This window comes from Pseudomonas sp. MWU16-30323 (assembly GCF_020515595.1).
GTDB classification, from domain to species: domain Bacteria; phylum Pseudomonadota; class Gammaproteobacteria; order Pseudomonadales; family Pseudomonadaceae; genus Aquipseudomonas; species Aquipseudomonas yamanorum.
Genome location: NZ_JAIWYM010000008.1, coordinates 1 through 13860, shown reverse-complemented (window position 1 = coordinate 13860; position 13860 = coordinate 1). Strand labels below are relative to the sequence as shown.

Here is a 13860-nt window from a genome sequence, read left to right as displayed (position 1 = left end):
CGTGGGAACGATCAGCGACTAGCTGCCTTTGTTGCCTTTCTCATGCGCCGGGTCGAAGACCTTGGTCAGGTCACCCCCGAGGCGGAACGTCTTGAACGGCTGCATCCCGTGCTTGCGCGCGATCACATCCGGCGCGCAGGTGTAGAGGGTGCAGAAGGGCTCAAGCCAGGCAAATTTCATGTCTTCCTTGAGGTCCTTCATGTCCTGTTCCTTGCCGTTCTTCTTCTCGAAGATCTCAGGGTCTTTCACCCCGGCCAGCACGTTGTCACCCAGGCGTTTGAGTGCACCGTTGTTTTCCTGGCGCAGGTCCACGCCGTTCACCAGGGCAAAACTGGCAATCATCGCCAGCGGCGGCAGGGCGTAGTTGTGGTACGACAAAGCCCGTTGCTGACGCTTCAATTCGTTGGGCAGAAAGCCTTGGGCATCCACCTGATTGGCGCCGACCTTGTATTCCTTCACGGCCCAGTCAAACAGGTCGCGCCGGTTGGTGGCGATGGAGGTCGCCATCACCGACCAGGCAGCCCAGTAGGAGTGGTTGTTGGTTTTATCCAGCGGCAGGTTGTCCCAGTCGCTCACCACCTGGTCGGCCATTTTGCTGAACCAGGCTTCGATCAACTGCGACTCCTGTTGGTGGTTGGCCAGCGGGTGGGAGTCGGAGAACTTCAGGCGCACATAGGCCGACGCCATGCTGCCCAGTGCCCATTTGCGCATGGACTTGCCGGTGTGGTTGAAGTCCTTGGACATCAATGCATCGGCCTTGGCCCAGCTGGTTAGCCAGTTGAGTGTGCATTCCAGCTGCTCCGGACGACCGTCACGCATGAATTGCATCACGCGTTTACTGGTGTCTTTTTCCAGCTTGGTGATGTCGGCGGTGCTGTCGCGAAAGGCTTTTTCGGACTGCACGTTCAGGGTCGAGCGAGCCTTGTCCGAACCTTCGTACTTACTGCGAAACTGCAGCGAGCCGGTGTACGGCGCCGGCATGGCGTCGCAGTCATTCTTGAAGTCGCCGGTCTTGAACGCCTCGATCGGCGCAAAATAGCCTTGGGGCGGACGCAATGGCGCGGCGGCATTGACGGAGCCGGCGAAGATCGCCAGGCCCAGCAACGATGGAATCAATAACTTCTGCATAGGTAACCTCATTGCCCGGCCGAAGCGGTCTGTTGACCACTGGCGGGGAATACGTTGCGTGTGCAAATTTTCGCTTCAACCTTCTGCGCGGCCTGGCCCGCTTCAGGGCCCTGCACTTCCACGGCCAGCAGGTTTTGCGTGGCCCAGTCTTCATCGGTGCGCAGTTCAAAGGCGAAACGCCCGTCTGTATCGGATGTTTCGGGTTTTTCGATCTTGATGTCCTCGTGGCGCCCGTTCATGTACCAGAGGGTGGCTTGCAGGGTTTTCACCGACGGGTCGGCGAAGCGGATGTCGACCTGATGGCTGGCATTGCGCAGGTCTTTGTTCGAACTGTTCACCAGCAATTCGTTCTTGCCGGGTTTCAGCGTGGTGCTGGCGCTCATCTGTGGGGTCTTGCCTTCACAGCCGTTGTCCAGCAGCGCCATCATCTGGCGGTAGATGGTCTCCTGGTCCAGGCGATACAGCGGCGAGAATTCCCAGATCAGGATCTTCGGCGGGGTCTTCTGGAATTCTTCGCTGCCCAGGTACTGGATCATCGAGCCTTCCAGGCCACCACCGGGGAAGGCGACGTTGAGGATGTCGGCACCGATTTCCTGTTCCAGGAAGCCGGCGAAGTTGTAGTTCTTGCCGCTGTGGCTGGTGCCCACGAGGGTGATCTGCGGGTTGCCGGAATCACCGAACAGGTCGCCGTCCGCCGCTTCGCCCTTGGGCTCGGTGGTGAACTGGTCCATGTACTGGATCGCATAGCTGGTGCCGCACAGTTGCCCGGCCATGTTGTGCAGGGTGCCGGTCTTGCCCATGCGCCCGGAGCGCTTGGTCTCGAATTCACGTTGCGGGATACCGGCAAATTCAGGCATCGCCCGCACTTTGGCACCGACGATTTTGGCGGTGCGCTGGGCGCCGTATGGTGTCCAGTGTTGGTCGCCGCGGAAGTAGAAATCGTGGGCCGGCAACTCGTCCGGCAGTTGCTCGTTGGTCAGCGGCGACAGGTCCGGCACGACGTAGCCCATCTTGGCGAAACGGCCGAGCATGGTCTTGTAATTGCCCAGGGCCTTGTCGAAATCGAACTTGGCTTTCTCTTCAGGGTTGAGCTTGTTGCGGTTTACCAGGCCACGGGTTGGCTGGTAGACCACCACCAGTTCCACGCCCTTGCTCTTGAACGCATCGTGCAACTGCTGCATGCGTTTGTAGCCGGCGGGGCTGGTGTCGAACTCGGTGCGCAGGTCTTCCTGGGTGCGGAACAACCAGTCGCCCTGGGCTTGCACCAGGGTGGTGAAGTTCTGCTGGTAGCGCGTGGTGTAGTTCTTCGCGTCGTGGGCGGCCGGGCACAGGCTGCAGCACGGTTCGGCGCTGAATTTGGGCGCCTGTACTTCGTCGGCGCGCACGCCCTGGCTGGCCGCCAGCAGGCCGAGGGTCAAACCCGAAAGGCTGAGCAGTTTGATCATGTGTGGGTGCATAAAGGTCATCCTCAGTCCTGCATTTCGGTCTGGCGTTCGACGGGGTCGATCAGCACGGCTTTCTTCTGGCGTACCAGCAAGTCGAGAATCTCTTCCTGGCGATCGCCGAGAACGCCCGAGAAGCTGATGCCACTGGATTTGGTCGGCGCAAGCATCGACACGCGGTACAGCTCAACGCTCAACGGCGAGTCGATGGACAGCGGCCCGCTGCCATTGGCGGCCAGTTCACCGCCGACCACAATCAGCGAGACCTTGGTGTCGAACGGGTCGAGGGCGATGTCGCGGTCGGTGTCGGTCAAATCCTTGATGTGGCCGTACACGCCAGTCAGCCCGTTGGCCATGGCCACGTTCTCGTACAGGCGAATGTTCACGCTGTTACGTATGCGGATGCCGTGGCGACGGTTGCTGATCACCTTGTTGCCCCACAGCAGGTTATCGCCGCTCTCATAGAGGGTGATGCCGTCGGTGTGGTTGCGGTAGATCTCGTTGTCGGCGATCAGGTTGTTGATGCTGTTCCGGTCGATCACCAGGCCCGAGAGTTTGTTGTCGAAGCTGCGGTTGTTGAAGATGAAGCTGTCGTTCACTTCCCGGGAAATGATGATCCCGTGCTTCTTCTTCGTGCCGTAGACGGTGTTGTCGGTGATGATCAAACCGTGTGAACGGTCGTGGGGGTCAATGCCGTAGACGATGTTGTCTTTGTAGGTATTGCCCTTGAGCACAAAGCCGGTGGTTTCGTAGCAGTAGAAGCCATACCACATGTCCGAGAACTCGGAGTCGACGATCCAGCCCGTCGGCTCAGGGCGCTTGAGCACCTTGGCCATGTTCGGCGTGTACTGGGAAATACTCACGCCGTAGGACTTGCTGTTGGCGTAGCCGAAGCTGGCCATCTTGCTGTTGGCGATGTAGGTCTCGGTGCCGCCCCAGGCCAGCAGGAACGGACGGAATTCCTTGGGTGACTGGAAGGTCGCCGGGCCGTTGGTCTTTTCCTTCCAACCAGTGATTTTGGTGTCACGCACAAAGAGTTGGCCATCGTTGATCAGGAACGAACCGGCTTCCTGGGACAGACGCAGCTCCTGGGTCTGCTTGTCGATTTCGAGGATGCCCTTACGGCCTACCACGATCGGCAACCTGGCCAGGAACACCCCCGGCGAGGTTTCGCTGAAGTACTGCTTGGGCACTTTGTTCAGCAGGTCCTTGAGGTTCATGTAGCCGTCATCGACGAAGATCGCCTGGGGAATGCCGTGCTGGCGCACTACCCATTCAGCCATCTTGTTGTCGCCGCCGATGAAGTCCTTCAGGGCGTCTTCCTGCATCATCCGGCGGAGGCTGATTTTGCCGGGTTTGCTGCGCACGATTTTCTTCGCGATATTCGCCGCGGTGTAGCCGGATACGTCCGGCAGCGCAGGCTTGGCCAACTCCAGCGGCGCGGTCGGCGGGCTGGAGATGGTGTAGGTCTTGGCCTGTTGCAGCTCTTTGGCGATGGTCGGCGCTTTGTCGGCGAAGGCCGAGGCGCTGGCCAATAGCATGGCCGCGACGAGCAGGCTTTGAGACTTCATTGCGCAGGCTCCCATCAGAACTTCCAGATCACGTCGACAAAGGCGCGATGCATGTACGAGTCGACTTGGCTGCCGTAGGCGTCGCCCGGTTTGAACACGCCTGCACGGAAGCGCACCAGGGCCGACGGTTCGTCGATCGACTGGCTGAGCCCGGCCGGCAGCAGGCCTTTCTTGAAGTACTTGGTGACCACCAGGTCCATCTCCTGGCCCAGGTCTTTCTTGCCGTCTTCAAGCGGCAGGGAAGTGCTGGACAGGATCGCGCCGGTCACGTCATCGGTGTTGTTCTGCACGGCATCGATGCCGTTGCTGCCCACCGGCTTGTTGCCGTCGACGCGCCAGAACTTGTGGTACACCAGGCTGGCGTCATAGTCCTCGCGCAGTTGCCAGGAACCGAACAGGCTCATGGACTGCATGTTGTTCATCTCGCCGCGAAACGCTTCGCCGAAACGGTGGACGCGGGACTGGGTACCGGTCCAGTTCGAACGGTTGCTTTGCAGGCCGTTCTGCTCGTATTCGGCACTGGCGCGGGAGTAGGCGGCGCCTACTTGCCACTGCGGGTCGAGGCGCAGGCGCACACCCAAATCAGTGGCCCAGCCATTCACGTCATCGCTGCGCTTGGCATTGGCCGGGCGGGTGCCGTCGGCGTTCAAGGCGTTGACCGTGTCGCGGTCGCCCTGCATGCCGGTGACGCTCGCCCAATAGTTGACGGTGTTGGTGTTGCGCCAGTTGTAGGCGTCGCTGTTGGCTTCGATGCCGAGCCAGGTCAGGTCGCCGTTCTCGCGCTTGTCCAGTGAGTCGGTGGCCACGCCCGGTTGCGGGTAGTCGAGCTTGCCGTCGTCATGGGTGTGGTGCGCGCGCAGCCCGATCCACTGGCCTGGCGTCCACTGATAGGCGGCGTCGGCGTACAGGTGCTGACGGTCCTTGTCCTTGGGCGACAGTTCCTTGAGGTCGGTGCGGTATTCGCTGAAGCGCTCGGCGACACCGACATTGGCCTTGAGCAAGGTGGTGTCGAAGGTCCAGTTCAGCGCTTCGATATTGGTGTCGCGCCATTGGCCGTCGTCATTGCGCAGGCGTTGGCGACCGAGCTTGAGGAGCTCGCCGGGGTACGGCGTGAAGCCGCCGTAGGCGACCCAGAACTCGCGCATCGCCAGGTAGTTTTTCTTGCTCTTGCGGTCGTCATTGCTGGTCTGTTGGGTGGCGTCATCCGAGGACTGTTGCAGGGTGTCGGTCTCGATGATGTCGCTGGAGGTCACGGCCTGGCCCATGGCGTAGGCGCTCCAGTTGCCGCTTTCACCGTAGATCCACGGGCGCAGGTCAAGGCCGATGCCGTTGACGTCGCCGCCTTTCTGGGTGCCCAGGTCGCGGTCATCTTCGGACTGGCCGGTGACTTTGACTTCCAGGCCGAAGTTCTTGGCTTCGGTCAGCGCGGCCAGGGTCGGGCACGACCACAGCAGGGCGCAGGTCAGGCCGATGCCGGCCTTGACGAATGGGTTGAGCTTCATAGGGATTCCTCGCCGTCTTCTTCTTGCAGGGCGTGCAATTGCAGCGTGCTTTGGGCCAGGGTGCCGCGCGCGGCCAGCTCCTGTTGCACCAGGCGTTGGCCTTCGGCGCGTTGTTCCGGGGGCAACGCAGCTTCGAGCTGGGTCGCCAGGTCGTTGGCTTCCGGCGTGTCCTGGGCCTTGGCCAACTGGCTGAAGACATAGGCGTTAAGCGGGTCGGGCTTGGTGCCCTTGCCTTGGGAAAACAGTTGGGCGATCGCGAAGTCGGCGCTGTTCTGGCCGTTGCGCGCCGCCGTCAGCAAGTGGTCAAGGGCCTTTTGCGAATAGACCTTGCCCAGGTAGCCACGGCGGTAGATCTGGCCGAGGTAGTAATCGGCAGCCACTTCGCGGCCGACGGCTTTCTGGAAGTGCTCTTCGGCGGCCTTGGCATCTGCCGGGACCCATTTGCCTTCGTAGTAGAGCTTGCCCAGCAACAGCTCGGCGCGGGGTTGGTCGGCGGCGCGGCCGTTGTCGAGGTAGTTCATCATTTGGTCGACGTCACCCAGTTCCGGGAAGTCGTAGAGCAGTTGCGCCAGGCTGACCCAGGAGGCCGGGTAGCCCGGGGCGATTTTTTCCAGCAGGGCCTGGGCGGTTTTTTCGTCGGTCTTGCCCAGGCTGGCATCGCCCAGCACGCGAGCCACGCTGTCGACCCGCTGGGCGGTGACGGTGCCACGGCTGTAGCCGGCTTCCATTTGCTTAAGCAGCTCGGCCTGTTTTTCCGGCTCGGCTTTTTTCTGGTAGACCGTGGCCAGCTCGACGTAGCAGATATCGGTGGTGTTCAGCGCGGCCTTGCAGATGCTTTCCACTTCATCCAGATGCTGGTCGTAGGTGTCCTGGGTGCGATACAGCAGCACCTGGGCCAGGCCGGCTTCCGGGTAGCCCGAGGCGCGCCATTTGCTGATCTGCTGCTGGGCGTTGATGTTCGGGAAGCTATGCGGGTATTGCAGGTACAGCATCGCCAGCGGGATCAGGGTGTTGCCTTCGCCGTTGGCAAAGGCTTTTTTCAACAGGCCTTCGGCTTCATGGTGCTCGGCTTCAGTAGCGCCCGGCTTGGCCACCAGCAGGCGACCCAGGCGTGCCTGGGCACGGGGCGAGGTATCGGCAGCCGCGCGATAGGTCGCCTCGGCCTGCTTGATTTGCTCGGGGTCGCGGGTGCCGACCTGGATATCCGCCAGGCCCACCTGGGCCTCGCTGTAGCCCAGGTCTGCCAGTTGCTGGTAGTTCTGCTGCGCGGTGACCGTGTCGCCACGCTTGAGGGCGTCGTTGGCCAGGCGTTGGTCGGGCAGGCCGGCGCAACCGGCGAGGCTCACGGCCAAGGCCAGGGCACAATACGCCAAGGCAGAGTGGGACCTGCTTTGGGTGGGAGCTGGCTTGCCTGCGATGCCGATGTTGGATTCACCACCGTCATCGCGGGCAAGCCCGGCTCCCACATTGGCCAGCGCTGTTTTTAGAATAGGGTTCACAGGCATGTCCTCGCTTACAGACCGTGAGCCATGGCTTTGTCGATCAGCCAGTTCAGGGATGGGCCGCGGTCGCTGGTGACTTCAACCGGGCGGCCGGCGTAGGTGCTGTCCAGCGGGGCGTCGGGTTTGATCTGCACGCGAATGTCGGAGGACATTTCGCTGCTGTTGAGGCTGGTGCTGCTGACGATGGTGCCGGTACGTACCTGCTCTTCATCCGCCACCTGGAAGTTCACGCGGGTACCCGGGCGGACGTCGGCAAACTGGCGATAGGAGAAGCGTGCATCAACGTTGGCCTGGCTGCCGCGTGGCACCAGTTGGAAGATCACATCGCCCTTGCTGGCGTACTGACCGTCGGCGACCAGTTGCTGGGCCACGACGCAGTCGCACGGGGAGGTGAGGGTGCCGGTCATTTGCTTGCCGAACAGTTCTTCTACCTTGGCCGGTTGCAGCTGGTCTTCGTCCAGATGGCCCTTGAGTACATCGAGCATGCTGGTGCTGAAGGTTGCCAATGGCGCGCCTTTGGCGGCGACCGCATCGCCTTTGATCAGGCTTTGTACGGTGCCGTCGCGAGGCATGGTCACGTTCATCCCGGGCACGCTCACCAGGCCGGATGTGGCGTGGCTGACGAAGTACATGCCGTATACCGATTTGACGACAAAACCGAAGGCAGCCAACCCCACCACAAAGATCCCGAGGCTGAAGGTCACCGCACGCAGGCGGCCCGCCGCCGTCATGTTGCTGCCGCCGTCCTTGACCTTGCGCGCCTTGGTGAAGTTGTCCCGTTGCAGGGTCGCCAGCACGTCGCCCATGGTCACGATGTCGCCGGCCAGGTGTGAGGTGATCAGGTGGCGCAGGGTGGAGATGTCCTGGGCGTCGAGGTTCTGGAACTGGCAACCGGTGCGGCCGGTCTGGCGGTCGTAGGAGCGAATCTGCAGCTCGACGTCCATCGCCAGGCCCAGGTTATCGATCACAAACTGCAAGCGACCCTTGTGCACATCGCCGACTTTCAGCGGCTGCTGCGGAGCGTTGAACGCCAGGCCGCCGGCGGACAGGTCGATGACCCGCACTTCCATCGGTGTTTGGTCGGCGCCGAAGAAGCGCAGCTTGGCCGGGATTTTGACCCGGGCGTGTTGGCGCTGGGCTTCGGATTCGTGGACAACGTTGGCGTTTACTGGGCTATTCATGGTGTTTAGTTCCTAGTTAATTCAGGCTTGGCAGGGTCAAACCATCATCAGCAACACGGCGACGAAAATGCTGCCGGCGGAGAAGGTCATGGTCCGAGACGACCAGGTGTTGAACCAACGTTGAAAGCTGGCCAAATCGCGGGTCAGTTTGGTGTCCTGGCGGGTCCAGGACTGTTGATCAAGGCGGAAGAACACGTAGATCTTCACCAGCGCGCCCATGATCTGGTTGTAATAGAGAATCACCGGGTAAGCCGGGCCGATCTTGTGGCCGGAGCACGACAGCAGCAGGGTCAGAATCAGGCGGGTGATGCCGATCCACAGCAGGTAGGCGAGGATGAACGCGCCGCCGTATTTGAAGGTGGCGATGATTGCCACGGTCAACCCCAGCAGGGAGGTCCACATCGACACGCGTTGATCGAACAGCACAATGCTGGTGAACAGGCCGAGGCGACGCATCCCCAGGCCGAGGGCACGTGAGTTCTGGCGCAGGTTGTTGCCGTACCAGCGGAACATCAGTTTGCGGCTGGCCTTGATAAAGCTCTTTTCCGGCGGGTGTTCCACGGTGTGGATCGCGGCGTCCGGCACGTAGAAGGTGTCGTAGCCCAGGCGCATCAGGCTGAACCAGCTGGACTTGTCGTCACCGGTCAAAAACTTGAAGCGGCCCAGGCGCCAGTGTTGCAGCGAGTCGCTTTCCACGTCGGCGATAAAGCCCGGGTCGGTGACCACGTTGGCGCGGAACACCGACATGCGACCGGTCATGGTCAGCACGCGCTTGGACAGGGCCATGGAGCACATGTTGATGTGGCGTTGGGCGAAGCGCAGCTTGTGCCACTCGCTCATGATGTAGCCGCCGCGCACTTCACAGAACTCGTTGGTGGTCAGGCCGCCGACATTGCCGAACAGCTGGAACCACGGCACGGTCTTGCGCACGACGCCCTCGGCGAGCACGGTATCGCCATCGATCACGGCCACCACGGCGCGGTCGTCCGGCAGGTGGCGGGAGATGGCGCGAAAACCGAAGGCTAGGCCGTCACGCTTGCCGGTACCGGCGATACGCACGAAGTCCAGCTTGACGTGGTCGGGCGGGTTCATCCTGGCCCACAGGCTCTTGACCAGCAGCTCATCGGACATTTCCACCAGGGAGCAGACCACGGTGGTGGGGAAGCCACATTCGATGGCCTCGCGGATCACCGAGCTGTAGACCTGGGCAGTGGTCAGCGCGTCGATCCTGAAGCTGGTGACCATCAGGAATACGTGGGACGGGTCTGCCGCTTTGCCCAGCTTGCGCACTTTGCGCCGCAGGTGCGGGTAGACCACGTACAGGAACAGCATGCCGCGAAAGAAATGCGTAGCACCCATCGAGTAGCGCCAGATACCGACGGCGCCAATCAGGAAAATAAAATTCTTCGACTCGGAGTCGAACGTACTCGCCGGCAACAGCAGGGCGAGACCCATCAGCAGGCTGAGGAAAAACAGCCAGCCGGCGGATTGGAGGAGTACGTGTTTTAACTTGGACATAGGCGTCATCCGCAAGTGAAGGAGGCTTCAAGCAACAAGCGCCGGGGATCAGGACGCTTGTCGCTTGAAACTTGCCGTTGCTGTTACCAGCAAATGCCTTCGGTACGACCGCTCACGCTGGTGGCCTTGGACATGAAGCCCACCAGGTCGACCACTTGCTTGCCGTGGGGTGCGTTGTGCGCCAGGGCACGGAACTTCTCATCGCGGTTGCCCAGAATGATCACGTCGGAGTTGTTGATCACTTCGTCGAAGTCCGAGTTGAGCAGGGACGACACGTGAGGGATCTTGCCTTCGATGTAGTCCTTGTTGGCGCCGTGCACGCGAGCGTACTCGACGTTGCTGTCGTAGATGCTCAGGTCGAAACCCTTGCCGATCAGCATCTCTGCCAGTTCCACCAGCGGGCTTTCGCGCAGGTCATCGGTGCCGGCCTTGAAGCTCAGGCCCAGCAGGGCGACTTTGCGTTTGTCATGGCTGGAGACGATGTCGAAGGCGTTCTGCACCTGGGACTCGTTGCTGCGCATCAGCGAGTTGAGCAGCGGCGCATCCACGTCGAGGGAGCTGGCGCGGTATGTCAGGGCGCGTACGTCCTTGGGCAGGCAGGAGCCGCCGAAGGCAAAGCCCGGGCGCATGTAGTACTGGGACAGGTTGAGGGTCTTGTCCTGGCAGACCACTTCCATCACTTCGCGACCGTCGACACCTACCGCCTTGGCGATGTTGCCGATCTCGTTGGCGAAGGTCACTTTGGTCGCATGCCAGACGTTGCAGGTGTACTTGATCATCTCGGCGACGGCGATGTCCTTGCGGATGATCGGGGCGTCGAGTTCTTCGTACAGCGATTGCAGGACATCGCCGGAAGCGGTGTCGAACTCGCCGATAACGGTCATTGGCGGCAGATCGTAGTCGGCGATGGCCGTGCTTTCACGCAGGAACTCAGGGTTGACCGCGACGCCGAAGTCGACGCCGGCTTTCTTGCCCGAGCAGTCTTCGAGAATCGGGATCACCACATTCGCCACGGTGCCTGGCAGCACGGTGCTGCGGACCACGATGGTGTGGCGGGTGGTCTTGTCACGCAGGACAAAACCGATCTCGCGGCACACCGATTCGATGTAGTTGAGTTCCAGGTCGCCGTTTTTCTTGCTCGGCGTGCCGACGCAAATCATCGACAGGTCGGTATCACGGATAGCGTCGGCGAAATTGGTAGTGCCGCGCAGTCGGCCGGTCTGAATACCTTGGCTCAACAGTTCGCCCAGACCCGGTTCAACGATGGGGGATTTACCCGCGTTGATCAGGTCGATCTTTTCCTTGGAGATGTCTACGCCAACGACCTCATGGCCCCGTGCAGACAGGCAACCGGCACATACCGCGCCGACGTAACCCAAACCAAATATGCTGATGCGCATCGCATTTACCTCATTGTTAATCGTGCCACTAGATGGCCGGAGTTCATGTTTTGAAGCGTCACTCAGGCGCTGGAAAGTTCGACGAATAAACGTCGATATATCCAGTGCAGGCATACTAAAAGTCGAGTGACTAACTAATGCACTCAAGTTGTGCGCAACGTGGCCTTATTGTTGGGGCTTGCCCTGAAATGCAGCCAGCCTTCCTGGGGAAGGGCCTGGCGCCAGTGCCGCAAGGCGTTGACAGGGGCTTTTAGCCCTTATTTATCAACGGCTTGGGTTGTCTCACTGACCCATGCAGGTGAGCTCAGCCTTGGCCTTGTCGGAGAAAGTAGTAAAACCTTTTCGTCCGCCTTCAACTAATCAGTTGATGATTTGACCATTGAGTCAAAGCTGTATGACAACTTTGCTACTTCCCTTGGTCGCCGCGTAAGTCATCTCTTACATCTGCAGAGATAATCGTTACCGGTGGTATGAGCGGTGCTTTAGGACATAGTTCCTGCCCACTCATCCTGTTTCCGGAAATTTCTTGAAATATTAGGAAAGATGGCACTAGTACTATTGTGATAGCACTTGCTATTTGGGCCAGTAGTTGCGGGGAGTTACGAGGGGTAAATAGTTTTGTGCCACTACTCTTTAAAAAGAGTCGTGCCACTACGAAAAAAATTGACGAATGTCGAGTGAAATAAATGTTAGGAAATCTGAAGAAATATTTTTGACGCCAAATAAATGACGATTAGAGGGGCTTAGGAGGGGGTTATTCGAGGGAATTGTTGTGGCGAGGGAGCTTGCTCCCGCTGGGGCGCGAAGCGGCCCTGGCTTTTTTGGGGCCGCTGCGCAACCCGGCGGGAGCAAGCTCCCTCGCCACGGGTTTCCGGTTTTCAGAAAGACTGAGTTATTCCGGTGCGTGATCCCGCAGGAACACCAGGTTATCCGGCTTCGACTGCTCCGCATTGAAGCGATAACCCTGCACGTCAAACTCCTTGAGCCTGGCCGGGTCGTTGATGCGTTCTTCAATCACAAAGCGGCTCATCATGCCCCGGGCCTTTTTGGCGTAGAAGCTGATGATCTTGTACTGGCCGTTTTTCAGGTCCTTGAACTCGGTGTTGATGATTCGCGCGTTCAGTGCCGGGCGTTTGACTGCCGAAAAGTACTCGTTGGAGGCCAGGTTGAGCAGCACGTCATCGCCTTGTTCGGCCAGGGCTTCGTTGAGCCACTCGCTGATGCGGGTGCCCCAGAAAGCGTACAGGTCCTTGCCACGGGCGTTGGGCAACTTGGTGCCCATCTCGAGGCGGTACGGCATCATCAGGTCCAGTGGGCGCAGCAGGCCGTACAGGCCGGAGAGCATGCGCAGGTGATCCTGGGCGTAGGTAAAGTCGGCGTCCTTGAAGGTTTCGGCGTTGAGGCCGGTGTAGACATCGCCCTTGAAGGCCAGCAGGGCTTGCTTGGCGTTGGCGGGGGTGAAGGCTGGGGTCCAGCTGCCGAAGCGTGCGGCGTTGAGGCCGCCGATTTTGTCGGAGACGTGCATCAACTCGCTGATTTGCGCCGGGCTCAGTTCCCGCAGTTGTTCGATCAGCTCCTGGGAGTGGTCGAGGTATTGCGGTTGGGTGAAGCGCGGGGTGACCGGCTTTGACTCGAAATCGAGGGTTTTGGCGGGGGAAATCACCGTCAGCATGAAGTCGTCTCCTTTAATCGTGGGGGGATTCTAGGGGGTAGGGCGGTTTGACTCCACCTATGATGGTGATAGGCACTTGTTAGTGATGGGCCGGTCGGGAATGAGCATGCTGGAAATTGGTTATACAGCGCAGGTACGTCATCGTGGTGGTCCAGACGGCGCAGGTGGATCACCAGACCAATTAGCGGCGTGGCGGCATCGCACAGTGGATCCAGGCCAGACCACGCAGAGGGTTCTTGGCCGTTGGCTTTAGCCGTCTCGACCAAACTGTAAAGTTGAGCGCTGGCCGTCGCGCCTTTGGGCGTGTAACTGCGTCAGGACCGACAGACTGTTTTGCTGTCGACCTTCATGGCGATGTTCATCGCCGACTTCTTTTAAATCTCGCTCGATACCGTACCGCTTGTTGATCAGATTCAGGGCTACATCGGCACCTCCGGTTTTTCCATTGGGTGGCACTTTTCTGCCAATCAGGCTGTCATCATTGGTCGCTGCGGTCGGACGGTTGCCAACTGGCCGTTGGGTCTGGGTCAGTACCTCGGCCATCAGATTGTCAGTGGCATCGTACTGATAGTCCTTCTGCAACAACGGCAGCACCTCGGGGGCAACCTGCTGAGAGTGCAGGGCCTTCTGGCTGAGGCGGCCATTGCGGTCGTAGCGGGTGCGAGTGTGCAGGGCGCCCTGGGTGCGCAGCACTTCCTCGTGCAGTTGGTCGCGCTCGAAGTCGCTGATCACTCTGCCATTCAGGTTGAGTTGATGCAGGTGGCCGCTGCCGTAGTACAGATGGTTGAGTTGACGCTGGTCGGGCAGGGTCAGGGTTTCCAGGTTGCCCAGGGCGTCGTAGCGATAGCCCAGTTCACCCGCGTCGCTGCTTTCGCTGAGCAACTGACCGAGCGAGTCGTAGGCATAACTTAGTTTCTGCTGCGTACCCTGCCTGTCGGTAAATG

At 60.2% G+C, this 13860-nt stretch carries 9 protein-coding genes and 2 pseudogenes; all 11 read right to left on the bottom strand.

From position 1 onward, the window contains the following. Positions 1-18 precede the first annotated feature (18 nt). Positions 19-1128, bottom strand: coding sequence for a mannuronate-specific alginate lyase (locus LIY45_RS11870; protein WP_226476451.1), 1110 nt, complete (start codon positions 1126-1128; stop codon positions 19-21). A gap of 8 nt (positions 1129-1136) precedes the next feature. Next, positions 1137-2585, bottom strand: a complete 1449-nt coding sequence (locus LIY45_RS11865) for an alginate O-acetyltransferase (RefSeq protein WP_226476540.1) — start codon at positions 2583-2585, stop codon at positions 1137-1139. Between the two features lie 11 nt (positions 2586-2596). Next, positions 2597-4156: a mannuronan 5-epimerase AlgG gene (gene algG / locus LIY45_RS11860; protein WP_226476450.1), complete on the bottom strand. Its 1560-nt coding sequence runs from the start codon at positions 4154-4156 to the stop codon at positions 2597-2599. Further along, a complete protein-coding gene (locus LIY45_RS11855) occupies positions 4156-5643 on the bottom strand; it encodes an alginate export family protein (protein ID WP_226476449.1) in 1488 nt (495 codons plus the stop codon). The genes algG and LIY45_RS11855 overlap by 1 nt, the downstream gene beginning before the upstream one ends. Continuing rightward, complete coding sequence (algK, locus tag LIY45_RS11850; RefSeq protein WP_226476448.1) at positions 5640-7148, bottom strand: alginate biosynthesis TPR repeat lipoprotein AlgK; 1509 nt, start codon at positions 7146-7148, stop codon at positions 5640-5642. Before algK ends, LIY45_RS11855 begins: the two co-directional genes overlap by 4 nt. Before the next feature lie 8 nt (positions 7149-7156). Continuing rightward, on the bottom strand, positions 7157-8326 hold the full coding sequence (locus LIY45_RS11845; RefSeq protein WP_226476447.1) for an alginate biosynthesis protein Alg44: 1170 nt from the start codon (positions 8324-8326) through the stop codon (positions 7157-7159). Between the two features lie 36 nt (positions 8327-8362). Beyond that, a complete protein-coding gene (gene alg8, locus LIY45_RS11840) occupies positions 8363-9844 on the bottom strand; it encodes a mannuronan synthase (RefSeq protein ID WP_017477650.1) in 1482 nt (493 codons plus the stop codon). Positions 9845-9927: 83 nt separating this feature from the next. Beyond that, a complete protein-coding gene (locus LIY45_RS11835; RefSeq protein WP_226476446.1) occupies positions 9928-11244 on the bottom strand; it encodes a nucleotide sugar dehydrogenase in 1317 nt (438 codons plus the stop codon). Positions 11245-12136: 892 nt separating this feature from the next. Next, positions 12137-12916, bottom strand: coding sequence for a peroxide stress protein YaaA (gene yaaA / locus LIY45_RS11830; RefSeq protein WP_017477648.1), 780 nt, complete (start codon positions 12914-12916; stop codon positions 12137-12139). Between the two features lie 230 nt (positions 12917-13146). Beyond that, positions 13147-13378: pseudogene (locus LIY45_RS11825) on the bottom strand (hypothetical protein); the annotation flags it as partial. Positions 13379-13447: 69 nt separating this feature from the next. Beyond that, a pseudogene (locus tag LIY45_RS11820) lies at positions 13448-13860 on the bottom strand (RHS repeat domain-containing protein); the annotation flags it as partial.

What these genes read in the sequence shown, in the direction of transcription:
- yaaA (WP_017477648.1), bottom strand. Translation starts at nt 12,916, where the DNA reads ATGCTGACGGTGATTTCCCCCGCCAAAACCCTCGATTTCGAGTCAAAG.
- LIY45_RS11835 (WP_226476446.1), bottom strand. Translation starts at nt 11,244, where the DNA reads ATGCGCATCAGCATATTTGGTTTGGGTTACGTCGGCGCGGTATGTGCC.
- LIY45_RS11855 (WP_226476449.1), bottom strand. Translation starts at nt 5,643, where the DNA reads ATGAAGCTCAACCCATTCGTCAAGGCCGGCATCGGCCTGACCTGCGCC.
- alg8 (WP_017477650.1), bottom strand. Translation starts at nt 9,844, where the DNA reads ATGTCCAAGTTAAAACACGTACTCCTCCAATCCGCCGGCTGGCTGTTT.
- algK (WP_226476448.1), bottom strand. Translation starts at nt 7,148, where the DNA reads ATGCCTGTGAACCCTATTCTAAAAACAGCGCTGGCCAATGTGGGAGCC.
- LIY45_RS11845 (WP_226476447.1), bottom strand. Translation starts at nt 8,326, where the DNA reads ATGAATAGCCCAGTAAACGCCAACGTTGTCCACGAATCCGAAGCCCAG.
- LIY45_RS11870 (WP_226476451.1), bottom strand. Translation starts at nt 1,128, where the DNA reads ATGCAGAAGTTATTGATTCCATCGTTGCTGGGCCTGGCGATCTTCGCC.
- algG (WP_226476450.1), bottom strand. Translation starts at nt 4,156, where the DNA reads ATGGGAGCCTGCGCAATGAAGTCTCAAAGCCTGCTCGTCGCGGCCATG.
- LIY45_RS11865 (WP_226476540.1), bottom strand. Translation starts at nt 2,585, where the DNA reads ATGCACCCACACATGATCAAACTGCTCAGCCTTTCGGGTTTGACCCTC.